We start from the raw sequence: 21,809 nt of genomic DNA on the forward strand, positions 1-21,809 counted from the left end.
ACCACCGCCGGGCGGCCCGGGATTCCGGCGGACCGGGACGGCCCGGACACCGTGACAGGTCTACACCAGTTTCGTCTACGACCCTTGTCACGGCCCCGGGACGGCTGATGAGCTAGGCCCCGGGATACAGCGCACACTCCGGGAAAGGGAGATGTCGTGAGCAACGAGAGCCTGGCCAACCTTCTGCACGAGGAGCGGCGCTTCGCCCCTCCCGCCGAACTGGCCTCGAACGCCAATGTGCAGGCCGCGGCGTACGAGCAGGCGAAGGCTGACCGGCTGGGCTTCTGGGCCGAGCAGGCGCGCCGGCTGACCTGGGGCACCGAGCCGACCGAGACGCTCGACTGGTCGAACCCGCCGTTCGCCAAGTGGTTCCAGGACGGCAAGCTCAACGTGGCCTACAACTGCGTCGACCGGCACGTCGAGGCCGGTCACGGGGACCGCGTCGCCATCCACTTCGAGGGCGAGCCCGGGGACACCCGCACGCTCACCTACGCCGACCTCAAGCGTGAGGTCTCGCAGGCCGCCAACGCGCTGACCGAGCTGGGCGTGCAGACCGGCGACCGGGTCGCGATCTACCTGCCGATGATCCCGGAGACGGTCGTCGCGATGCTCGCGTGCGCCCGCATCGGCGCACCGCACTCGGTCGTCTTCGGCGGCTTCTCCGCCGACGCGCTGGCCACCCGCATCCAGGACGCCGACGCCCGCGTCGTCATCACCTCCGACGGCGGCTACCGCAAGGGCGCGCCCTCCGCGCTCAAGCCGGCGGTGGACGAGGCGCTCACCCGCCCGGGCACCGAGAACGTCCGCAACGTCCTGGTCGTCCGGCGGACCGGGCAGGAGGACATCTCCTGGACCGAGGGGCGCGACGTGTGGTGGCACGACGTCGTCGGCCGCCAGTCCGAGGAGCACACGCCGCAGGACTTCGACGCCGAGCACCCGCTGTTCATCCTGTACACCTCGGGCACCACGGGGAAGCCGAAGGGCATCCTGCACACCACGGGCGGCTACCTCACGCAGGTCGCCTACACGCACCACGCGGTCTTCGACCTCAAGCCGGAGTCCGACGTCTTCTGGTGCACGGCCGACGTCGGCTGGGTGACCGGGCACTCGTACATCGTCTACGGGCCGCTGGCCAACGGCGCCACCGAGGTGCTCTACGAGGGCACCCCGGACTCCCCGCACAAGGGCCGCTGGTGGGAGATCGTCCAGAAGTACGGCGTGACGATCCTCTACACCGCGCCGACGGCGATCCGAGCGTGCATGAAGTGGGGCGACGACATCCCCGCCAAGTACGACCTCTCCTCGCTGCGCATCCTCGGCTCGGTCGGCGAGCCCATCAACCCGGAGGCGTGGGTCTGGTACCGGCACCACATCGGCGCCGACCGCACGCCCGTCGTCGACACCTGGTGGCAGACCGAGACCGGCTCCATCATGATCAGCCCGCTGCCCGGGGTCACCGAGACCAAGCCCGGCTCCGCGCAGGTTCCGCTGCCCGGCATCGCCGCGACCGTCGTGGACGACGAGGCCAACGAGGTACCGGACGGCTCCGGCGGCTACCTCGTGCTCACCGAGCCGTGGCCGTCGATGCTGCGCACCATCTGGGGCGACGACCAGCGCTTCCTGGACACCTACTGGTCGCGCTTCGAGGGCCGGTACTTCGCGGGCGACGGCGCCAAGAAGGACGAGGAAGGCGACATCTGGCTGCTCGGCCGGGTCGACGACGTGATGCTCGTCTCCGGTCACAACATCGCGACGACCGAGGTCGAGTCCGCGCTGGTGTCCCACCCGAAGGTGGCGGAGGCCGCCGTCGTGGGCGCCACCGACCCGCAGACGACGCAGGCCATCTGCGCGTTCGTCATCCTGCGCGGGGACGCGGCCGAGGCCGAGAGCGCCGGGACCGCCGAGAATTCGTCCCTGGTCGACGAGCTGCGCAACCACGTGGCCAAGCAGCTCGGCCCGATCGCCAAGCCCAAGCGGATCCTGCCGGTCGCGGAGCTGCCCAAGACCCGCTCGGGGAAGATCATGCGGCGGCTGCTGCGGGACGTCGCCGAGAACCGCACGCTGGGTGATGTGACGACCCTCACCGACTCCTCGGTGATGGAGCTCATCCAGTCGAAGCTGCCGAGCGCGCCCAGCGAGGACTGAGCGCACGGCACCGCACACGGGACGAGGGGCATCCGGCCGGGCCGGGTGCCCCTCGCCGCGTTGTGGTTACCCTTGGCAGACGACGCCGCGGCCCGCAGAGGGCGGCGGCGCACGGGGCGAGCCGGGAAGTCTGGTCGGCACAGGCCACAGGTCTGTTCCCAGCCGTCCAGCCCCGACAAGGAGCTCCCTCCATGACGCCGCCCCCGCGCGACAACGGCCGCCGTTCCGTCTTCCTCGGCCGTCTGCCCCTGGGCGAACGCACCTTCCTCGCCGACGCGCTGCGCACCGAGACCGTCGGCGGGATGCTGCTCCTGGCCGCCGCCGTCGTCGCCCTGCTGCTCGCCAACACCCCGGCGCAGGGCCTCTACGAGGACGTCAGGAACTTCCACTTCGGTCCTGAGGCGCTGCATCTGAACCTGTCGGTGGCCGACTGGGCCAAGGACGGGCTGCTGACGGTCTTCTTCTTCGTGGCCGGGATCGAGCTGAAGCGCGAGCTGGTCGCCGGCGAGCTGCGCGATCCGAAGGCGGCGGCGCTGCCCATCGTCTCCGCGGTGTGCGGCATGGTCGTCCCCGCGCTGATCTACGTCGCGCTCGCGGTCGGCGGCGGTGGGGACGTCCGGGGCTGGGCCATCCCGATGGCGACGGACATCGCGTTCGCGCTGGGGGTCCTCGCCGTGCTGGGCACCGGTCTTCCCTCGTCGCTGCGTGCGTTCCTGCTGACGCTGGCCGTCGTGGACGACCTCGGCGCCATCGTGATCATCGCGGTCTTCTACTCGGCGGGCATCAGCTTCGCGGCGCTGGGCGCGGCCGTCGTCGGGCTCGGCCTGTTCTGGTTCCTGCACCACCGGGGCGTACGCGGCTGGTACGTGTACGTGCCGCTCGCGATCGTCGTCTGGGGTCTGATGCACGCCAGCGGTGTGCACGCGACGGTCGCCGGGGTGGCGATGGGCCTGATGCTGCGGTGCACCGTCCGGGACGGGGAGCACAGCTCGCCGGCCGAACACATCGAACACCTCGTCAGGCCGGTGTCGGCGGGGCTGGCCGTACCGGTGTTCGCGCTGTTCGCCGCGGGCGTCGCGGTCTCCGGCGGCGCGATGACGGAGGTGTTCACCGAGCCGGAGACGCTCGGCGTCGTCCTCGGTCTGCTGGCCGGCAAGACGCTCGGTGTGTTCGGCGGGGCCTGGGTCACCGCCCGCTTCACCAAGGCGGAGCTGAACCGGGAGCTGGGCTGGGCCGACGTCCTGGCGGTCGCGGTGCTCGCCGGAATCGGCTTCACCGTCTCTCTCCTCATCAGCGAGCTGGCGTTCGCCGACGATGCCGGGCTCGCCGACACCGCGAAGGCGGCGGTGCTGACCGGCAGCCTGCTGGCCACCGTGTGCGCCGGCATCCTGCTCAAGTTCCGTGCCCGCAGGCACCGTTCGCTGCTGGACGAGGAGGAGCGCGACGAGGACGGCGACGGCGTCCCGGACATCTACGAGCAGGACAACCCCGAGTACCACCTGCGGATGGCCGCACTGCACGAGGCCAAGGCGGCGGAGCACCGCAGGCTCGCCGAAGTGGCCGGGCGCCGGGACGTGGTGGACGATGGTCCGGCATGATCTGACCTGACTGACCGGTAATCCGGCACGTCAGCCAGGGCAGCCGGAATCCCGGATCCGTACGACTTCGAGGGAGACACAGGGATGAGCGCAGCCGACGACGGCCGCAGCCTCGGACAGCTGGTCGCGGCGGCGACCGCGGAGATGTCCGCGCTGGTGCACGACGAGATCGCACTGGCCAAGGCCGAGCTCCGGCAGGACGTGAAGCGCGGTGTGCTGGGCAGCGGGGCGGCCATCGTCGCCGGGGTGTTCCTGCTGTTCGCGCTGCCTGTGCTGAGCTTCGCCGCGGCCTACGGGATCCACAACCTCGGCCTCGGTCTGGCCTGGTCGTTCCTCATCGTCGGCGGGGCCTACATCGTGCTCGCGCTGATCCTGCTGGGCCTGGCCGCCATGAAGTTCAAGAAGATCTCCAAGAGCAAGGGCCCGCAGAAGTCGATCGCCTCGGCCAAGCAGACCGCCGCCGTGCTCTCGCACGCGCGTCCGCACCCGCGTACGGAAGCCGAGGGGAAGAGCGGGAGCGGGAACACGCCGCAGGAGCATGTGACACGCTCGGCGGTATGACATTCGCAGAGAGCCCGGCGGCGATCGTCCGCGTCGACGGCCCGTGGACACACCGGGACGTGGCCGCCAACGGCGCACGGTTCCACATCGCCGAGATGGGCGAGGGCCCGCTGGTTCTCCTGCTGCACGGCTTCCCGCAGTACTGGTGGACCTGGCGGTACCAACTGCCCGCGCTGGCCGAGGCGGGCTACCGTGCCGTGGCCATGGATCTGCGCGGCGTCGGCGGCAGCGACCGCACCCCGCGCGGCTACGATCCGGCCAACCTCGCCCTCGATGTCACCGGCGTCATCCGCTCGCTGGGCGAGCCGGACGCGGCGCTCGTCGGGCACGACCTGGGGGGCTATCTGGCCTGGACGGCCGCCGTGATGCGGCCGAAACTGATCCGCCGGCTCGTCGTCTCCTCCATGCCGCACCCGCGCCGGTGGCGGGCCGCGATGCTGGCCGATCCGCGGCAGACCGCCGCCGGCTCCCACATCCTGGGCTTCCAGCGGCCCTGGGTGCCGGAGCGTCAACTCGTCGCCGAGGACGGCGCCCTGGTGGGCCGTCTCATCCGCGACTGGGCCGGGCCCAAGCTCTCCGGGCCGGACGAGGACGCCGCCGTCGAGAACTACCGGCGGGCCATCTGCATCCCGTCGACCGCGCACTGCTCGATCGAGCCGTACCGCTGGATGGTGCGCTCCATGGCGCGGCCGGACGGTGTGCAGTTCTACCGGCGGATGAAGCGGCCCGTGCGCGTCCCGACGCTCCATCTGCACGGCTCGCTCGATCCGGTGATGCGTATCCGGAGCGCGGCCGGCTCCGGCGCGTACGTCGAAGCCCCCTACCGCTGGCGGCTGTTCGACGGTCTCGGGCACTGGCCGCACGAGGAGGACCCGGTGGCGTTCAGCACCGAACTCGTGCACTGGCTGGGCGACCCCGAGCCCGACCGCTGAGCCCCGCCCGACGGCAGGCGCGGCGGACCGTCCTGGCCCGCCGCCGCCCGGCCCCGAGGCCCGCGCCGCCCGCCCGCCGACGCCCGCACACATGCCCGCCGCATAGGCCGATTGAGCGAACCAGGGGCGATTACTGACCATGGGCCAGGGGCAAGGACCGGGGTATGGGCTGGACGCACGACTTCCGTGACGTGGCACGTAATCGCAGTCATCCGAAGGCCCCGCGTACGCCGGGCTCGGCCCGCCTCGCGGCCCGGATGCACGGCGACGCCCCCGAGCCGGGCATTCCGCATCTGCTGCGCCGGCGGGCGCGCTGGGTCGGGGCCAGGCTGCGGCACACCCGGCCCTGAGCGGACGGGCCCGGCCCGGTTCACATCGCGCAGCCCTGGGTGTCCGCCTGGCGCACCGCCGTGCGGCCCTTGCGGATGTCCTCGCGCACCTCGTCGACGCTGAGCGCGTAGCCGGTGTCCCGGTCGTCCAGGGACCTGGCGAAGATCACCCCGTAGACGCGGCCGTCCGGAGTGAGCAGCGGGCCGCCGGAGTTGCCCTGCCGGATGGTCGCGTACAGGGAGTAGACGTTCCGGTTCACGGAGCCGCGGTGGTAGATGTCCGGGCCGTTGGCCTGGATACGGCCGCGCACCCGCGCCGAGCGCACATCGAACGCGCCGTTCTCCGGGAAGCCGGCCACGATGGCGCCGTCCCCGCTGGCGGCCGGCCGCTCGCTGAAGCGCAGCGCCGGCGCGTCCAGCCCGGGGACGTGCAGCACGGCGATGTCGCGCTTCCAGTCGTAGCGCACGACCCGGGCGTCGTAGCGGCGGCCCTCGCCGCCGATCTGCACCGTCGGCTCGTGCACCCCGCCGACGACGTGCGCGTTGGTCATCACCCGGTCCCGGGCGAAGACGAAGCCGGTGCCCTCCAGTTCCTTGGCACAGCTCGGCGCCGTGCCCAGGACCTTGACGATGCTGCGCTTGGCCCGCTGCGGCACCGGGCTGCCGGCCAGCTTCGGGTCGGGCGGCGAGACGTTGCGGATCGGCTCGTCCGAGAACGGCGAGAACACCTGCGGATAGCCGTTCTTGGCCAGCACCGAGGAGAAGTCGGCGAACCAGCCGCCCGCCTGCTGGGGCATCACCTGGGAGACGCCGAGCAGCACCTTGGAGCCGCGGACCTCCCTGCCCAGGGTCGGCAGCGTCGTCTGGGCCAGCGCCGAGCCGATCAGCCACGCCACGACCAGCATCGCCAGCACGTTGACGACCGCACCGCCGCCGGCGTCCAGGGCCCGCGCCGGTGACCAGGTGATGTGCCGGCGCACCCGGTTGCCCAGATGTGTGGTCGCCGCCTGGCCGACGGAGGCGCACACGATGACGACGGCGACGGCGCCCACCGCGCCCAGTGTGCCCGGCTGGGCGTCGTCGGTCAGCTCGTCCCACAGCAGGGGCAGCACCAGCAGGGCGACGAGTCCGCCGCCCAGGAACCCGATCACCGAGAGGATGCCGACGACGAAGCCCTGCCGGTATCCGACGATCGCGAACCACACGGCCGCGAGCACCAGCAGTACGTCCAGCACGTTCACCGAATCAGCCTCGCCTCGGGTCCACCTGTCGGTCAGCGTCGGTCGCACGCCGTCCCGTCCGTGACCGACCCCCGGGGACGACGGAGAGATACCGTCTCATGTGTGCCAGTCGAGCGAGACCCGGCGTTCGCGGTCCCAGGGCTGTTCCCAGCCGGAGTAGTGCAGGATCCGGTCGATCACTCCCGCGGTGAAACCCCAGACCAGCGCGGAACCGACCAGGAAGGCCGGGCCCGTGTGGCCCCGCGGGTGCACGGCCGTCGCACGGTTGGCCGGGTCCGTCAGCTCGGCCACCGGCACGGTGAACACCCGTGCGGTCTCGGCCGGATCCACCGGCGCGACCGGGGTGCGGCGGCGCCACCAGCCCAGCACCGGCGTGACGACGAACCGGCTCACCGGGATGTACAGACTCGGCAGCACGGCGAACACCTGGACGCCGGTGGGGTCGAGGCCCGTCTCCTCCTCGGCCTCGCGCAGCGCGGCCCGGATCCTGCCGTCGCCGAGCGGATCCCCGTCCTCCGGATCGAGCGCACCGCCCGGGAACGAGGGCTGACCGGCGTGCGAGCGCAGGCTGGAGGCGCGCTCCATCAGCAGCAGTTCGGGACCCTGCCGGCCCTCGCCGAACAGGACCAGCACGGCCGAGGGGCGCCCCGCGCCGTCGGGCGGCGGCAGAAAGCTGCTCAGCTGTTCGGGCCGGACCGTCCGCGCCGCGTCCCGCACCGGCAGCAGCCAGCCGGGCAGCCCCTCCTCGCTCACCTCGACGGAGGCGGAGGCGCCGTCGTGCCGGGAACGGGCGTGCGTCACCGGGCGGCTCCGTCGGCCGGGTCCCGGGAGGGCAGCGGCGGCGCCGGCTGCCCCGGGTAGTCGGCCGGAGGCTTCAGCCGCTGCCCCGGCCGGCCGCCCATCTCGTACTTGAGCAGCTTCTTCGCCTTCTCCGGGTCCGTCTCGCCCTCGCCGTACGAGGGGCACAGCTCGGCGATGGGGCAGGCGCCGCAGGCCGGTTTGCGGGAGTGGCAGATACGCCGGCCGTGGAAGATCGTGCGGTGCGAGAACATCGTCCACTCGCTCTTCGGCAGCAGCGCGTCGATCTCCCGCTCGACCTTCACCGCGTCCGTCTCGTCCGTGAGATGCCAGCGGCGCACGAGGCGGCCGAAGTGCGTGTCGACGGTCAGGCCCGGCACCCCGTAGGCGTTGCCGAGCACGACGAAGGCCGTCTTGCGGCCCACCCCCGGCAGCGTCACCAGCTCGTCCACGGTGCGCGGCACCTCGCCGCCGAACTCGTCACGCAGCGCGGCGGACAGCCCCAGCAGGGACTTCGCCTTGGAGCGGAAGAAGCCCGTGGGCCGGATCAGCTCCTCCAGCTGCTCGGGGTCGGCGGCCGCCATGTCCTCGGGCGTCGGGTACGCGGCGAACAGCGCGGGCGTCGTCTGGTTCACGCGCAGATCGGTGGTCTGCGCCGACAGCACGGTGGCGACGAGCAGTTCGAAGGGGTTCTCGAAGTCCAGCTCGGGGTGCGCGTAGTAGTAGACCTCGGCGAGCGCCTCGTTGATCCGCTCCGCACGGCGTGCCCTGGCCGCCCGGGACTCACCGGCCGCCGGCCCGCCCGCGGAAGCCGATTTCCGGCCAACCGCCGCCTTCTTGGCCGGAGCAGCCTTCGCAGCCGTCTTCCCGGCCGTCTTCCCGGCGGCTTTCCCGGCCGTCTTCTTGGCGGCGCTCCTGCCCGCCGACGTCTTCTCGGCCGACGTCTTCCTGGCCGCCCCGGCCTTCTTGGCCACGCTCTTCTCGGCGGTGGTCTTCTTGGCCGCGGTCTTCTCGGCCGACGTCTTCTCGGCGGCGGTCTTCTTCGCCGCGGTCTTCTTCGCCGCGGTCTTCTTGCCCGCGGGAGCGGCCTCGGCCCGGGATCCGCCGTCCTGTGCGCCGGATTCCCCGGGGGCCGTGGCCCGCCTCCCCGTCGCCTGTTCGCCCACAGCGGAATCCTCCGTAGCCGTCACCCGCGCGGCCCCCTCACTTCGGTTCTTCCCGGGGCCGCTTCCCTTGGGCTTTCCCGGGGTACTGGACACTCGGCCAGACTAAGGGGGAGCGCCGACGTTCGCCCCGCACGCAGCCGATTCCCGCGGCTGTCCGCCCCTGCCTTGGGGGCTACGGTGTGCGTGCGTCAAACTTGTGACTGATTGCTGTGACTGATCGCACTGTTTCACCGTCCGGCATCATGGGATCCACGGATCCGATGGGCCGGTCGACAAGGAGAGAACTCGTGGACGACGTTCTGCGGCGCGCCCCGCTCTTCGCGGCGCTCGATGAGGAGCAGGCCGCTGAGCTGCGTGCTTCCATGACAGAGACGACGCTGGCACGCGGCGAGGCCCTCTTCCACGAGGGAGACCCGGGCGACCGCCTGTATGTGGTGACCGAAGGCAAGGTCAAGCTGCACCGCACCTCGCCGGACGGCCGGGAGAACATGCTCGCCGTGCTGGGCCCGGGCGAGCTGATCGGTGAGCTGTCCCTGTTCGACCCGGGCCCGCGCACGGCCACGGCCTCCGCGCTGACCGAGGTGAAGCTCCTCGGCCTGGGCCACGGCGACCTCCAGCCCTGGCTCAACGCCCGTCCCGAGGTGGCCACCGCGCTGCTGCGGGCCATCGCGCGCCGGCTGCGCCGCACCAACGACTCCATGTCGGACCTGGTCTTCTCCGATGTGCCCGGCCGCGTCGCCAAGCAGCTGCTGGATCTCTCCCGCCGCTTCGGCGTGCAGTCGGAGGAGGGCATCCACGTCGTGCACGACCTCACGCAGGAGGAGCTGGCCCAGCTCGTGGGCGCCTCCCGGGAGACGGTCAACAAGGCGCTCGCCGACTTCGCGGGGCGTGGCTGGCTCCGGCTGGAGGCCCGCGCCGTCATCCTGCTGGACATCGAGCGGCTGGCGAAGCGCTCGCGCTGACGCCGCACACCGCCCGCCGGACGCACGGGAACGGCATCGGTTCCGTGCCGCGAGGGGCGCTCTCCACGGCTCTGCCCGGAGGGCGCCCCTCGCGCGTTCCGGGCCCGGCCGCCGCCCTGCCGCCCCTGTCCCGGCCGCTCGGCCGCCTCGGCCGCGCTCGACCGCCCCGGCGCCGCCAGGGCCGCGTCCCGGCCGGACAGGGCGCCTTCCTCCGCGTGGGCGCCCCCTGCGCGGCTTCGCGCCCCGGCGCGGACGTCAGAGCGCGCCGCGCTCCTTGAGGTGATCGAGCTGCGCGCGGACGGACAGCTCGGCCGCGGGCCACAGCGAGCGGTCCACGTCCGCGTACACGTGCGCGACGACCTCGGACGCCGTCCGGTGGCCCTCCCGCACCGCCTGCTCCACCTGCGCGAGCCGGCTCGCGCGGTGCTCCAGATAGAAGTCCAGGGCGCCCTGTGCGTCGTCCAGCACCGGGCCGTGCCCGGGCAGCACCCGGGTGACGCCGTCGTCGGACGTCAGCGAGCGCAGCCGGCGCAGCGAGTCGAGGTAGTGGCCGAGGTTGCCGTCCGGGTGGGCGACGACGGTGGTGCCGCGGCCCAGCACCGTGTCGCCGGAGAGCACGGCGGCGTCCGCCGGCAGATGGAAGCTGAGCGAGTCCGAGGTGTGCCCGGGCGTCGGCACGACACGCAGCTCCAGGCCGCCGGTGGTGACGACGTCGCCCTCGCCCAGGCCCTCGTCGCCGAGCCGCAGCGCCGGGTCGAGGGCCCGCACGGCCGTGCCGGTCAGCTCGGCGAACCGGGCGGCGCCGGCCGAGTGGTCGGCGTGGCCGTGGGTGAGCAGGGTGAGCGCGACGCGCATGCCCGCCTGTTCGACGGTGTCGACGACGCGGCGCAGATGGCCCTCGTCCAGCGGCCCCGGGTCGATGACGACGGCCGTGGCGGCGTCCGGCTCGGCGACGATCCAGGTGTTGGTGCCGTCCAGCGTCATCGGCGAGGGGTTGGGCGCCAGCACGCAGTGGGCGCGGGCGGTGGCCGGGCCCTCGACCACGCCGCGGGGCTGTCCGGGGAGCGCTGCTGCGTCCGTCATGACCTCTCGATCCTCTTGGTGAACTCGTCGTGCCCCGGCCAGCTGAGCACCAGCGCGTCGCCCTCCAGGCGGGCCCGGGCGAGGACGGGGGTGAGGTCCTCGCCGGGTGCGGCGGCCAGCGCGGCCTCGGCCGTCGGGTACTGGGCGAGCCGGCGCAGGGTCGCGATGGTGGGCGGCATCATCAGCAGCTCGCCCTTGTCGTAGCCCTCGGCGGCGTCCCGCGGGTGGACCCAGACGGTGCGGTCGGCCTCGGTGGAGGCGTTGCGGGTGCGCTGGCCGCGTGGCAGGACGGCGACGAAGAAGAAGGTGTCGTAGCGCCGTTCCTCGAACTCGGGGGTGATCCAGCGGGCCCAGGCGCCGAGCAGATCGTCGCGCAGGACGAGCCCGCGCCGCTCCAGGAAGTCGGCGAAGGACAGCTCGCGGGCGACGAGCGCGGCCCGGTCGGCCTCCCAGTCGGCGCCGGTGACATCGGCGACGACGGTCGAGGCGTCCGGGCCGGCGAGCAGCACTCCGGACTCCTCGAAGGTCTCGCGTACGGCGGCGCACACGACGGCGCGCGCGGTGTCCGGGTCGGTGCCGAGGCGCTCGGCCCACTGTGCTCCGGTCGGCCCGGCGGAGGCGAGGGGGCGGGCGTCCCGGGGATCGACGGAGCCGCCGGGGTACGCGTAGGCGCCGCCGGCGAACGCCATGGAGGCGCGGCGGCGCAACATGTGCACGACAGGCCCCTTGGACCGGGCGGCCTCGGCGGCACCGCCGGGCCCGGCAGCACCGTCGGCCTCGTGCTCGGGGTCCCGCAGCAGCATGACCGTCGCGGCCGTGCGCGGGGTGACGGGCGTCAGCTCCCCGGCGGCCAGGGCACGGATGCGCTCCGGCCACTCGGGGGGATACCACTGACCGTTCCGGCTGGTGTGCGACGACGACATGGGCGGATGCTACGGCTCTCCGTCCGCACGTTCGAGGGGTCGTTCCAGAAGCGAGGCCCCGTTCCGGCACGCCACCGCGGGCCGGGGCACCTCCCGGACCGTGCCGGGCCGCGCGGAGATCCCGCACGGCCCCTCCACGGCGCTCAGTCGGCCAGTTCGACCTGGATCTCGACCTCGACGGGCGAGTCCAGCGGCAGGACGGCCACACCGACCGCGCTGCGCGCGTGCACGCCGTTGTCGCCCAGCGCCTCGCCCAGCAGTTCGCTCGCACCGTTGATGACGCCCGGCTGCCCGGTGAAGTCCGGTGCGGAGGCGACGAATCCGGTGACCTTGACCACGCGGACGATCCGGTCCAGATCACCCGCGACGGACTTGACGGCCGCCAGCGCGTTCAGCGCCGCCGTACGCGCCAACTCCTTGGCCTCGTCCGGCGTGACCTCGGCACCGACCTTGCCCGTCTTCGGCAGCGCGCCCTCCACCAGCGGCAGCTGGCCCGAGGTGAAGACATGGCTGCCGCTCGGGACGGCCGGCACATAGGCGCCGGCGGGTGTGGCCGTCGCGGGCAGGGTCAGCCCCAGCCCGGCCAGCCGGTCCTCGACGGCGCTCACGCTTCCTTCTCCCGCTTCAGATAGGCCACCAGCTGCTCGGGGTTCGGGCCCGGCACGACCTGCACCAGCTCCCAGCCGTCCTCGCCCCAGGTGTCCAGGATCTGCTTCGTCGCGTGCACGAGCAGCGGCACCGTCGCGTATTCCCACTTCGTCATGGGAGAGACCCTAACGGCTGGCCCGGGCCCGCCGGCGCCCCCGTCGCGGTCGCCCGGAGCCCCACGCGTACGCCTGCCGCAGGCTGGTTAGGCTCCCAGCCGTGAGCAGGCTTCACGTGGTGACCGGCAAGGGCGGGACCGGCAAGACGACCGTCGCCGCCGCGCTGGCGCTGGCGCTGGCCGAGGGCGGGCGCCGCACCCTGCTGGTCGAGGTCGAGGGCCGGCAGGGCATCGCGCAGCTCTTCGAGACGGAACCGCTGCCGTACGAGGAACGCAAGATCGCCGTGACGCACGGCGGCGGCGAGGTGTACGCGCTGGCGGTCGACGCCGAACGGGCGCTCCTGGACTACCTCCAGATGTTCTACAAGCTGGGCAGCGCCGGACGCGCCCTCAAGCGGCTGGGCGCCGTCGACTTCGCCACCACCATCGCGCCCGGGCTGCGGGACGTACTGCTGACGGGCAAGACCTGCGAGGCGGTCCGCCGCCGGGACAAGCAGCAGCGGCCCGTCTACGACGCCGTCGTCATGGACGCACCGCCCACCGGACGCATCACCCGCTTCCTCGGCGTCAACGAGGAGGTGGCCGGCCTGGCGAAGGTCGGCCCCGTCCACCACCAGGCCCAGGCCGTGATGCGCGTGCTGAAGTCGCCGGAGACGGCGGTGCACCTGGTGACGCTCCTGGAGGAGATGCCGGTCCAGGAGACCGTGGACGGCATCGCCGAACTGCGCGCCGCCGGGCTGCCGGTCGGCAACATCGTCGTCAACCAGGTGCGCCCCCGGCTGCCCGGCGAGGAGCAGCTGACGACCGCCGGGGCGCGGCACGACGGCATCGCCCGGGCGCTCGCCCGCGCCGGGCTGGGCGGGGCACGCCGCGGCGGCCGGGCCGAACGGCTCGTCGCGCCGCTGCTGGACGAGGGCCGCGAGCACGCGGAACGCCTCGTCCTGGAGCGCGGGCTGCGCGACGAACTGCACCGGCAGCAGCTGCCGTTGCTCGAACTCGGCCTGCTGAGCGGCGGAGTCGAGCTGGCCGGCCTGTACCGGCTGGCCCGCCGGCTGCGTGCCGCGCTCGACGAGCTGTCCGCACAGCAGGCACGCCCGGACCGCCGGACGCCGCCGGCCCAGCGGACCCGGCCGCACGGAACGCACCCGTGAGGTCTCCGTCACCGGCGCACAGACCCCCGTCACCGGAAAAGGGGAGGCAGCAGCCATGAGCGAGGCAGCGGCCACGGACACGGCCGACCGGCAGCGGCCGGACCCCGGCGGGACGGAGCCGGGGCCGCCGACGGCGGATGTGCTGGAGATCGATCCGCTCCTCGACGATCCGCACACCCGCATCGTCGTGTGCTGCGGCTCGGGCGGGGTCGGCAAGACGACGACGGCCGCGGCGCTCGGCGTCCGGGCCGCCGAGCGGGGCCGCAGGACCGTCGTCCTCACCATCGACCCGGCCCGGCGCCTCGCCCAGTCCATGGGGCTGACCGAACTGGACAACACCCCGCGCCGGGTGCCCGGGGTGGACGGCTCGGCGGGCGGCGAACTGCACGCCATGATGCTGGACATGAAGCGCACGTTCGACGAGATCGTCGAGGCGCACGCGGATCCGGAGCGGGCGAAGGCGATCCTGGCGAACCCCTTCTACCAGTCGCTGTCCGCGGGATTCGCCGGTACGCAGGAGTACATGGCGATGGAGAAACTCGGCCAGCTGCGGGCCGAGGACGACTGGGACCTCATCGTCGTCGACACCCCGCCCTCCCGCTCCGCGCTGGACTTCCTGGACGCGCCCAAGCGGCTCGGTTCCTTCCTGGACGGACGGTTCATCAAGCTGCTGACGGCCCCGGCCAAGGTCGGCGGCCGGGCCGGGATGAAGGTCGTCAACCTCGGCATGGCCGGGCTGTCGATGTTCACCGGCGCCCTCGACAAGCTGCTCGGCGCCGGGCTCCTGCGCGATGTGCAGACCTTCGTCGCCGCCATGGACACCATGTTCGGCGGCTTCCGCACCCGCGCCGACGCCACCTACCGGCTGCTCCAGGCGCCCGGCACGGCGTTCCTCGTCGTCGCGGCGCCCGAGCGGGACGCGCTGCGCGAGGCCGCCTACTTCGTGGAGCGGCTCGGCGCCGACCGGATGCCGCTCGCGGGGCTCGTCCTCAACCGGGTGCACACCAGCGGGGCCGCCCGGCTCGGCGCCGAACGGGCCCTGGAGGCCGCCGAAAATCTTGCCGGGGCCGGCATTGTCGATCACGGCGCGGGGAACAGTCAGAAAGGATGCCCGGCCCCTCCCCCGGCCGGCCCCGAACACCTCCCCGAGGGCACCGCCGTCACCCCCGCGGCACCCCACGGCACTTCCCCGGACACCTCTGCGAGGGCTGCGGAAACTGCGAGTTCTGCACGGTCTGCGAGGAGTCAGAGGACTCCGACGGCCCCGGGGACGAAGCCCGGCACGCTCACGGACGAGCCGGCGGCGCCGCCCGCACACGCCGACGAGGCCGGGCACGCGGACCGGACCCGCAGCGCCCACAGCGCGGACGGCCCCGACGCTCCCGCCGCTGAAACGGACGCTGTCGCTCCCGCCGGCGGAACAGACGACGGGAACGACGACGAGGCCGACGCCCTGCTGACGGCCGGCCTGCTGCGGCTGCACGCCGAACGCATGCGGCTCCAGGACCGTGAACAGCGCACCAGGGAGCGCTTCACGGCTCTCCACCCGGAGGTTCCGGTGGCCGAGGTCGGCGCGCTCCCCGGCGACGTCCACGACCTCGACGGGCTGCGCGCGATAGGGGAACGCCTGGCGCGGGGGCGCGTGCACACGGGCTGAGCACGCCGGAACACACCGACCGCGCTCAACACACCGAGCGGGCGAACACGGCGCGCGCGCCGGCAGCCGATGACCCGGCGCCGGTCCTGCACGGCGTATCCGGCGGGCGTCACGTACCCGACGGCACGGGGAACGACCGGGCAGGGGCGATGCTCCCGGCCCGGGGGTGCGGACGCGGCCGCCTCGGCGGTCCGCCCGGCTCGCCCTAGCCCGCCGCGGCGTAGTCCTGCTCGGGCTCCATCTCGACGGGCAGCATTCCGCCCGTGCTGCGCTCGTACTCGGAGCGCGCCGTCTCCAGCAGGCGCCGCCAGGACGTGACCGTCGGCCGGCGCCGCAGCAGTGCTCTGCGCTCGCGCTCGGTCATCCCGCCCCAGACGCCGAACTCCACACGGTTGTCCAGAGCGTCGGCCAGGCACTCCGTCCGCACCGGGCATCCGGTGCACACGACCTTGGCGCGGTTCTGCGCCGCCCCCTGGACGAACAGCTCGTCCGGATCCGTCGTGCGGCAGGCCGCCTGCGTACTCCAGTCTGTCACCCAGCTCATTGCCGGTGCCGTCCTCTCCCGAATCGAGGCTCCCCCACGGCGGCGAACGGCATATTCACCGTTGCCAGTTGAGGACGTTACGGAAGGCAGGAAAGGCACAACACCCCCTTCGGGCCCAATCTTGAATGGCCCGAACGGACTATGCGTACGCGGCAGATCACCCAACGGAGTGAGCCGCCGACAACCAGGACCTTTCCGGGTCTTCCGGGCGGGGAGCCGGGGCCCGCTCCGGCCGCCGGTGTCCGCGCACCGGCCCGCGCGGGCCGTGGCGCACTCTCCTCGGCACCTGCGCGGCGACTACCTCCGGCATATGACGGCTTACCAGGCGGGCAAGGCCACTCACACGAGTGAGGCGGAGCACGGGGGAGAAAGGGGAGGAAGGGGCCGGAGCTACCGGTGTGACGCGAGTGAGACCGGGAGCGCGCCTCAGCTTAAGTGAAGCCCCGCGCCCGTGTCCGGCGATTGCCACGCTTCCCCACGGCCCTGTGCGGGTGCACCCGTCGTAGGCTCTTCCCCATGGCTAAGAAGCGCGCGGGCCGAGGGCAGTCCCTCCCCCAGCAGGTCGCCAAGTTCATCGGCGTCAGTGTGCTGGCGGGGGCGGTGATGGCCGGGCTCGCGCTCCCGGCCGTCGGCTCGCTCGGCCTCGCGACCAAGGGCACGGTCGAAGGCTTCGACGAGCTCCCCGTGAACCTCAAGCGTCCTCCGCTGAGTCAGCGCACGACCATCCTGGACGCCAACGGCGGCGAGATCGCCAAGGTCTACTCACGGGACCGGACGGTCGTCGACCTCAAGGACATCTCGCCCTACATGCGCAAGGCGATCGTCGCCATCGAGGACGCCCGCTTCTACGAGCACGGCGCCGTCGACCTCAAGGGCGTGCTGCGGGCGGTGAACCGCAACGCACAGTCCGGCGAGGTCTCCCAGGGCGCCTCCACGCTCACCCAGCAGTACGTGAAGAACGTCTTCGTCGAGGAGGCCGGGAACGACCGCGAGAAGGTCGCGCTCGCCACCCAGCAGACGATCGGCCGCAAGATCAAGGAACTCAAGTACGCGATCCAGGTCGAGGAAGAGCTGGGCAAGAAGAAGATCCTGGAGAACTACCTCAACATCACGTTCTTCGGGCAGCAGGCGTACGGCGTCGAGGCGGCGGCCCAGCGGTACTTCTCCAAGCCGGCCAAGGACCTGTCGCTGGCCGAGTCGGCGATGCTCGCCGGCATCGTCCAGTCGCCCACCCGCTACGACCCGGTCAGCAACCCCGAGCAGGCCAAGAAGCGCCGCGACACCGTGCTGGACCGGATGGCCGTGCACCACGACGTCACCCGCGCCCAGGCGGCGGAAGCGAAGAAGCAGCCGATCGACCTCAAGATCAGCCGACCCCGGAACGGCTGCATCACCGCCGAGAAGGGCGCCGGCTTCTTCTGCGACTACGTCCGCGAGGTCTTCCTCACCGACCCCGCCTTCGGCAAGACCCGCAAGGCCCGCGCCAAGCGCTGGAACCAGGGCGGCCTGACCATCAAGACGACGCTGGACCCCAAGGCGCAGGAATCCGTGCAGGCGTCCGTCCAGCAGCACGTCAACAAGTCCGACAAGGTCGCGACGGCCGTCTCGATCGTCGAGCCCGGCACCGGCAGGATCCTGGGCATGGGCCAGTCCCGGCCCTACGGCTTCGGCGAGGACGAGACGCAGATCAACCTCTCCGTCGACAAGGACATGGGCGGCGGCGCCGGATACCAGCCGGGCTCCACCTTCAAGCCGGTGATCGCGGCCGCGGCGCTGGAGAAGGGCATGAGCCCGTACAAGAAGTACCCCTCGCCGTACCGCATGCAGTACCCCTCGCCCGTCGACACCTGCAAGGGCAAGTGGAGCGGCAAGGCGCCCGTCGAGAACGAGAACGAGAGCGAGGTCGGGCCGTACCGGATGAAGGAGGCGACCGCGAAGTCGGTCAACACCTACTTCGTCTCCCTGATAAGCGAGACCGGGATCTGCCCCGTGACCACCATGGCCGACAAGATGGGCATCGCCCGCGCCGACGGCAAGAAGATCGACCAGGTGCCGTCGATCTCCCTCGGCACCCAGGAGATGTCCCCGCTGACCATGGCCGAGGGCTACGCGACCTTCGCCAACCGCGGTGTGCACTGCACCCCCGTCGCCATCGAATCGATCACCGACTCGCACAGCAAGAAGCTGCCGGTGCCGAAGACGAAGTGCGAGCGCGCGATGTCCGCCAAGACCGCGGACACCGTCAACGCGCTGCTCCGCGGCGTCGTCGAGGACGGCACCGGACAGAAGGCCGGGCTCGACGGCCGGGACAGCGCGGGCAAGACGGGTACGACCGACCAGCGCTACGCGGCCTGGTTCGTGGGCTACACCCCGAACATGTCCGGCGCCGTCTGGGTCGGCGACCCCGCACACCGCACCCAGATGACCAACATCTCCATCGGCGGCCGCACCTACGACAAGGTCTTCGGCGGCGAGGTCCCCGGACCCATCTGGCGCGACGCGATGAGCGGGGCCCTCTCGGACAAGCCCGCACCCGAGTTCCACCACGTCCGCATCAAGGACCCCGACAAGAAGCGCCCCAAACACCCGAAGCCGCCCCGGCACGACAACGGGGGCGGCGACCACGGGAACGATCACGGTGACGACAAGCCGGACGATCACCTGCCCGATGTGCCCCCGGACATCATCGGCGGCGGGGGCAACGGCGGTGGCAACGGCGGCGGCGACTGGCCCGGCGGTGGCCACGGCGGCTGGGGAGACGGCGGAGGCGACTGGGGCGACGGCTGGCCGTGAGCCCGGCCCTCACCGCCCTCCCACACAACAGGGGCGCATCCCACCCGGGATGCGCCCCTTGCGCTGTGTCGATGTCGTTGTCTTCACGGCGCACCGTGACGGCTGCGCCTGCGCGGCCGGCCCGGCCCGTGTGCCTCGCGCGCCGACCGACTCCCGCGGCCCGCACGGCAGTTCACCGCCCGGCGGACCCGACAGGCCAGGCAGGCCCGGGGAGTCGTAGCGCCCAGCAGCCGTTGGCCCTTGTGCGGGCCGAACACAGCTGAGGTGCGGGCTCCAACGCGCCAGGTCATGGGCTCCAACGCACCGAAGTGGCAGACGCCAGCACGCTGAGGTCGTGGGCCCCAACGCACCGAGGCCGCAGGTCCCGGCACGCTGGAACGCCGCCCGGGAGCCCTCGGCGCAGCCGAACCGGAAGGCGCGCGGCACGAGTTGACCGGCGGGACCCCAGGGGCGGGGCCGACTCGTGGGCCCCACCCGGCACGGCATCGGCCCGGCAGTCGCTCCGCCGGGCCGGGCTCAGCCCGCCAGCTGCTTCTTCACCGCCGCGGCCACCCGGCCACCCTCCGCACGGCCGGCCACCTTCGGGTTCACGATCTTCATGACCGCGCCCATCGCGCGGGGGCCCTCCGCACCGGACGCCCTCGCCTCCGCGACCGCCTCGGCGACCAGCGCCTCCAGCTCCTCGTCCGTCAGCGGCTTCGGCAGATAGTCCGCGAGCACCTCGCCCTCGGCACGCTCACGCTCCGCCTGCTCCGTACGGCCGCCGTTCTCGAACGCCTCGGCCGCCTCGCGGCGCTTCTTGGCCTCACGGGCGAGGATCTGCTGCACCTCGTCGTCGGAGAGCTCGCGTGCGCTCTTGCCCGCGACCTCCTCGTTCGTGATCGCGGACAGGGTCATCCGCAATGTGGCGGAACGCAGCTCGTCGCGCTCCTTGATCGCTGCGGTCAGGTCGTCCTGCAGCCGGGACTTGAGCGTGGTCATGAGGTCAGTGTGCCAGCACCCGGCGACAGGCCCCTCCGGGTTTCCGCTCTCCGGGTTCCCCGGCGCCACCGCACACACCGGGTCGCGGGACCGCTCCGCGGGGCGCCCGGCCCGGTTCCTCCGGCCGTCCGGCCCGGGTCCTCCGGCCGTCCGGTTCGAGTCCTCCGGGCGTCCGATCCGATGCGGTGATCGCGGCGAGTCTGCGACCATGGGCCCATGCGCGCGCGATACCGCATTCCCCTGAAGACAGCAGCAGGCATCACGGCACTCGGCGCGGCATGCGTCGGGTACGCGGCCGGCATCGAGGTCCGCTCCTTCCGACTGCGACGGGTCTCCGTGCCCGTGCTGCCACGCGGCATGCATCCGCTGCGCGTGCTCCAGGTCTCCGACATCCACATGGTCGGCGGCCAGCGCAAGAAGCAGCGCTGGCTGCGTGATCTCGCCGGGCTGCGGCCGGACTTCGTGATCAACACCGGGGACAACCTCTCCGACCCGGAAGGCGTGCCCGAAGTCCTCGACGCGCTGGGCCCGTTGATGGAGTTCCCGGGCGCCTACGTCTTCGGTTCGAACGACTACTACGGCCCCAAGCTGCGTAATCCGGCCAAGTACCTGCTGGAGCGGGCCAGCGGCCGGCACGGGCTCAACGGCAATCCGCCCGCCGTCGGCGCCATCCACAACCCGTGGGAGGACCTGCGGGACGCGTTCGACTCCGCCGGCTGGGTCGGCCTGTCCAACACCCGCGGCCGGATCAAGCTTCCCGGCGGCCAGGAGATCGCGCTGACCGGCCTGGACGACCCGCACATCAAGCGCGACCGCTACGGCGAGGTCGCCGGCGGCCCGGAGACCGACGCCGATGTCTCCCTCGCCGTCGTCCACGCTCCGTATCTGCGCGTGCTCGACGCGTTCACCGCCGACGGCTACCCGCTCGTCCTCGCCGGGCACACTCACGGCGGCCAGCTGTGCGTGCCGTTCTACGGAGCGCTCGTGACCAACTGCGACATCGACACCGACCGCGTCAAGGGCCTCTCCACCCATCGCGCCGGCGGCCGTCAGTCGTACCTGCACGTCAGCGCCGGATGCGGCACCAACCGCTACACCCCGGTCCGCTTCGCCTGCCCCCCGGAAGCGACCCTGCTGACCCTCATGCCCCGCGAGGACTGAGCCTCCACCCGGGCCGCCACCCCGTGAGACCCGCCTCACACCCGAGGCTCCCCCGGCACCACCTCGCCCACGGGGCCGACTCCCACCCCGGAGCCGGCCCCACCCCGCGACCGCCCGGCTTCCCCCTCTGACCTGCACAGACGCCCGCCTCACAGCTCCGGCGGAGCGGGCCCCGGTGCGGCCCCGGAACCGGATTTCGCCTCAGCGCTCAGCTGGGCTAAAGTAGTCGTCGTTGCTCCGGGGTGTAGCGCAGCTTGGCAGCGCGCTTCGTTCGGGACGAAGAGGTCGTGGGTTCAAATCCCGCCACCCCGACTGGAGAAACACAGAGCGAGAGGCCTGGTCCGCATAAGTCGGACAGGCCTCTCAGCTTTTTTCTGGGGTTTGTCGGGCTGTCCGCGACATCCGCCCTCTCATCGACCGAGGAGAACTGCCTCGGTCGAGGTCAGAGAACTCGGCCGTGCATCTTCCACCAGGCATGATCGGCCACAACAGCACACTGGCACATGTGACGGTAGGACACTGGGAAAATGCGCACAGTAGCCCCCTCAAGCCCCGACGTCTCGGCCCGCATGAGCAGACAGAGCAGCAAGGACACAGGCGCTGAACGGGCTGTGCGACGTCTCCTCCATGCTTCCGGGTACCGCTACCGGGTCCATTACCCGGTACCCGGTATGAACCGTCGCAAGATCGACATTGCCTTCACGCGTGCGAGACTGGCCGTCCTCATCGACGGCTGTTTCTGGCACGGTTGCCCGGAGCACGCCACCAGCCCCAAAGCGAATGCGGAATGGTGGCAGCGAAAGCTCGACCGCAACATGGAGCGGGACCGAGAGACGAACGCCCATCTGAGGTCCCAGGGGTGGACCGTCCTGCGATTCTGGGAGCACGAGTCACCGACGACCGTCGTGCGTCAGGTGGCTACTGCTGTCGAACGAGAACAGGCCGGCAGAGTGCAGCAGCCGCGACAGGGCAGGCGGCGGTGAACCGACCACCGGCTCTTCGGCCTCACGCCCGGAGGCGG

Annotated in this window: 20 protein-coding genes and 1 tRNA gene; 12 read left to right on the forward strand and 9 right to left on the reverse strand. The window is 72.2% G+C overall.

Going from position 1 to position 21,809, the window contains the following annotated elements; translation table 11 throughout:
• Positions 1-156: 156 nt before the first annotated feature.
• The 5 genes from acs to SCA03_RS14030 all read left to right on the forward strand — a co-directional run bounded on the left by acs (position 157) and on the right by SCA03_RS14030 (position 5,586).
• A complete protein-coding gene (gene acs, locus SCA03_RS14010; RefSeq protein WP_086817381.1) occupies positions 157-2,145 on the forward strand; it encodes an acetate--CoA ligase in 1,989 nt (662 codons plus the stop codon).
• Between the two features lie 191 nt (positions 2,146-2,336).
• Entirely contained in the window at positions 2,337-3,743 is a 1,407-nt protein-coding gene (gene nhaA, locus SCA03_RS14015) for a Na+/H+ antiporter NhaA (RefSeq protein WP_086817380.1), read from the forward strand.
• 84 nt (positions 3,744-3,827) lie between these two features.
• Positions 3,828-4,304, forward strand: coding sequence for a phage holin family protein (locus SCA03_RS14020; protein ID WP_030883121.1), 477 nt, complete (start codon positions 3,828-3,830; stop codon positions 4,302-4,304).
• Positions 4,301-5,236, forward strand: a complete 936-nt coding sequence (locus SCA03_RS14025) for an alpha/beta fold hydrolase (RefSeq protein ID WP_030883123.1) — start codon at positions 4,301-4,303, stop codon at positions 5,234-5,236. Before SCA03_RS14020 ends, SCA03_RS14025 begins: the two co-directional genes overlap by 4 nt.
• A 164-nt stretch (positions 5,237-5,400) precedes the next feature.
• Positions 5,401-5,586, forward strand: coding sequence for a hypothetical protein (locus SCA03_RS14030; protein WP_030883124.1), 186 nt, complete (start codon positions 5,401-5,403; stop codon positions 5,584-5,586).
• A 20-nt stretch (positions 5,587-5,606) separates the two neighbouring features.
• Here the strand turns inward: SCA03_RS14030 and SCA03_RS14035 are convergent, their stop codons facing one another.
• The 3 genes from SCA03_RS14035 to nth all read right to left on the reverse strand — a co-directional run bounded on the left by SCA03_RS14035 (position 5,607) and on the right by nth (position 8,770).
• Positions 5,607-6,806 (reverse strand): MarP family serine protease, encoded by a 1,200-nt coding sequence (locus SCA03_RS14035; RefSeq protein WP_030883125.1) that lies wholly within the window; start codon positions 6,804-6,806, stop codon positions 5,607-5,609.
• Between the two features lie 96 nt (positions 6,807-6,902).
• Positions 6,903-7,607: an NUDIX hydrolase gene (locus tag SCA03_RS14040; RefSeq protein WP_086817378.1), complete on the reverse strand. Its 705-nt coding sequence runs from the start codon at positions 7,605-7,607 to the stop codon at positions 6,903-6,905.
• Positions 7,604-8,770 (reverse strand): endonuclease III, encoded by a 1,167-nt coding sequence (gene nth / locus SCA03_RS14045; RefSeq protein ID WP_086817376.1) that lies wholly within the window; start codon positions 8,768-8,770, stop codon positions 7,604-7,606. The genes SCA03_RS14040 and nth overlap by 4 nt, the downstream gene beginning before the upstream one ends.
• 287 nt (positions 8,771-9,057) lie before the next feature.
• Here nth and SCA03_RS14050 point away from each other — a divergent pair, with 287 nt between their 5' ends.
• Positions 9,058-9,732 carry a Crp/Fnr family transcriptional regulator gene (locus tag SCA03_RS14050; RefSeq protein ID WP_030883129.1) on the forward strand — a complete coding sequence of 225 codons (675 nt, stop codon included), beginning with the start codon at positions 9,058-9,060 and terminating at the stop codon, positions 9,730-9,732.
• A gap of 255 nt (positions 9,733-9,987) precedes the next feature.
• On the opposite strand, the gene SCA03_RS14055 is transcribed toward SCA03_RS14050, so the two are convergent.
• From SCA03_RS14055 to sp36, 4 genes are all read right to left on the reverse strand, one after another.
• Positions 9,988-10,815, reverse strand: coding sequence for an MBL fold metallo-hydrolase (locus SCA03_RS14055; protein ID WP_030883130.1), 828 nt, complete (start codon positions 10,813-10,815; stop codon positions 9,988-9,990).
• The gene (locus SCA03_RS14060) at positions 10,812-11,738 is read right to left on the reverse strand and encodes an NUDIX hydrolase (protein ID WP_086817374.1); all 927 of its coding nucleotides are present in this window, start codon (positions 11,736-11,738) and stop codon (positions 10,812-10,814) included. The genes SCA03_RS14055 and SCA03_RS14060 overlap by 4 nt, the downstream gene beginning before the upstream one ends.
• A 143-nt stretch (positions 11,739-11,881) precedes the next feature.
• Positions 11,882-12,346 (reverse strand): RidA family protein, encoded by a 465-nt coding sequence (locus SCA03_RS14065; RefSeq protein WP_086817373.1) that lies wholly within the window; start codon positions 12,344-12,346, stop codon positions 11,882-11,884.
• Positions 12,343-12,501, reverse strand: coding sequence for a Sp36 family protein (gene sp36, locus SCA03_RS14070; protein WP_086817371.1), 159 nt, complete (start codon positions 12,499-12,501; stop codon positions 12,343-12,345). The genes SCA03_RS14065 and sp36 overlap by 4 nt, the downstream gene beginning before the upstream one ends.
• Before the next feature lie 101 nt (positions 12,502-12,602).
• On the opposite strand from sp36, the gene bagA reads away from it, so the two are divergent.
• The gene (gene bagA / locus SCA03_RS14075) at positions 12,603-13,652 is read left to right on the forward strand and encodes an ATPase BagA (protein WP_078873364.1); all 1,050 of its coding nucleotides are present in this window, start codon (positions 12,603-12,605) and stop codon (positions 13,650-13,652) included.
• Positions 13,653-13,707: 55 nt separating this feature from the next.
• The gene (bagB, locus tag SCA03_RS14080) at positions 13,708-15,309 is read left to right on the forward strand and encodes an ATPase BagB (protein WP_141275409.1); all 1,602 of its coding nucleotides are present in this window, start codon (positions 13,708-13,710) and stop codon (positions 15,307-15,309) included.
• A gap of 205 nt (positions 15,310-15,514) precedes the next feature.
• On the opposite strand, the gene SCA03_RS14085 is transcribed toward bagB, so the two are convergent.
• Complete coding sequence (locus SCA03_RS14085) at positions 15,515-15,853, reverse strand: WhiB family transcriptional regulator (RefSeq protein ID WP_030883135.1); 339 nt, start codon at positions 15,851-15,853, stop codon at positions 15,515-15,517.
• Between the two features lie 516 nt (positions 15,854-16,369).
• On the opposite strand from SCA03_RS14085, the gene SCA03_RS14095 reads away from it, so the two are divergent.
• Positions 16,370-18,646: a transglycosylase domain-containing protein gene (locus SCA03_RS14095; RefSeq protein ID WP_086815084.1), complete on the forward strand. Its 2,277-nt coding sequence runs from the start codon at positions 16,370-16,372 to the stop codon at positions 18,644-18,646.
• A 516-nt stretch (positions 18,647-19,162) separates the two neighbouring features.
• Here SCA03_RS14095 and SCA03_RS14100 read toward each other — a convergent pair.
• The gene (locus SCA03_RS14100) at positions 19,163-19,627 is read right to left on the reverse strand and encodes a GatB/YqeY domain-containing protein (protein ID WP_086815083.1); all 465 of its coding nucleotides are present in this window, start codon (positions 19,625-19,627) and stop codon (positions 19,163-19,165) included.
• A 216-nt stretch (positions 19,628-19,843) separates the two neighbouring features.
• On the opposite strand from SCA03_RS14100, the gene SCA03_RS14105 reads away from it, so the two are divergent.
• From SCA03_RS14105 to SCA03_RS14115, 3 genes are all read left to right on the forward strand, one after another.
• A complete protein-coding gene (locus SCA03_RS14105; protein WP_030883139.1) occupies positions 19,844-20,788 on the forward strand; it encodes a metallophosphoesterase in 945 nt (314 codons plus the stop codon).
• A gap of 238 nt (positions 20,789-21,026) precedes the next feature.
• Positions 21,027-21,100 (forward strand) — tRNA-Pro (locus SCA03_RS14110).
• Positions 21,101-21,315: 215 nt separating this feature from the next.
• Complete coding sequence (locus SCA03_RS14115) at positions 21,316-21,771, forward strand: very short patch repair endonuclease (protein WP_086814768.1); 456 nt, start codon at positions 21,316-21,318, stop codon at positions 21,769-21,771.
• Positions 21,772-21,809 lie beyond the last annotated feature (38 nt).

It is taken from the genome of Streptomyces cacaoi (assembly GCF_006539165.1).
Classification (GTDB): domain Bacteria; phylum Actinomycetota; class Actinomycetes; order Streptomycetales; family Streptomycetaceae; genus Streptomyces; species Streptomyces cacaoi.

What these genes read in the sequence shown, in the direction of transcription:
- nhaA (WP_086817380.1), top strand. Translation starts at nt 2,337, where the DNA reads ATGACGCCGCCCCCGCGCGACAACGGCCGCCGTTCCGTCTTCCTCGGC.
- SCA03_RS14025 (WP_030883123.1), top strand. Translation starts at nt 4,301, where the DNA reads ATGACATTCGCAGAGAGCCCGGCGGCGATCGTCCGCGTCGACGGCCCG.
- SCA03_RS14105 (WP_030883139.1), top strand. Translation starts at nt 19,844, where the DNA reads ATGCGCGCGCGATACCGCATTCCCCTGAAGACAGCAGCAGGCATCACG.
- SCA03_RS14020 (WP_030883121.1), top strand. Translation starts at nt 3,828, where the DNA reads ATGAGCGCAGCCGACGACGGCCGCAGCCTCGGACAGCTGGTCGCGGCG.
- SCA03_RS14085 (WP_030883135.1), bottom strand. Translation starts at nt 15,853, where the DNA reads ATGAGCTGGGTGACAGACTGGAGTACGCAGGCGGCCTGCCGCACGACG.
- SCA03_RS14115 (WP_086814768.1), top strand. Translation starts at nt 21,316, where the DNA reads ATGCGCACAGTAGCCCCCTCAAGCCCCGACGTCTCGGCCCGCATGAGC.
- SCA03_RS14060 (WP_086817374.1), bottom strand. Translation starts at nt 11,738, where the DNA reads ATGTCGTCGTCGCACACCAGCCGGAACGGTCAGTGGTATCCCCCCGAG.
- SCA03_RS14095 (WP_086815084.1), top strand. Translation starts at nt 16,370, where the DNA reads ATGGCTAAGAAGCGCGCGGGCCGAGGGCAGTCCCTCCCCCAGCAGGTC.
- sp36 (WP_086817371.1), bottom strand. Translation starts at nt 12,501, where the DNA reads ATGACGAAGTGGGAATACGCGACGGTGCCGCTGCTCGTGCACGCGACG.
- SCA03_RS14055 (WP_030883130.1), bottom strand. Translation starts at nt 10,815, where the DNA reads ATGACGGACGCAGCAGCGCTCCCCGGACAGCCCCGCGGCGTGGTCGAG.
- SCA03_RS14030 (WP_030883124.1), top strand. Translation starts at nt 5,401, where the DNA reads ATGGGCTGGACGCACGACTTCCGTGACGTGGCACGTAATCGCAGTCAT.
- SCA03_RS14100 (WP_086815083.1), bottom strand. Translation starts at nt 19,627, where the DNA reads ATGACCACGCTCAAGTCCCGGCTGCAGGACGACCTGACCGCAGCGATC.
- bagB (WP_141275409.1), top strand. Translation starts at nt 13,708, where the DNA reads ATGAGCGAGGCAGCGGCCACGGACACGGCCGACCGGCAGCGGCCGGAC.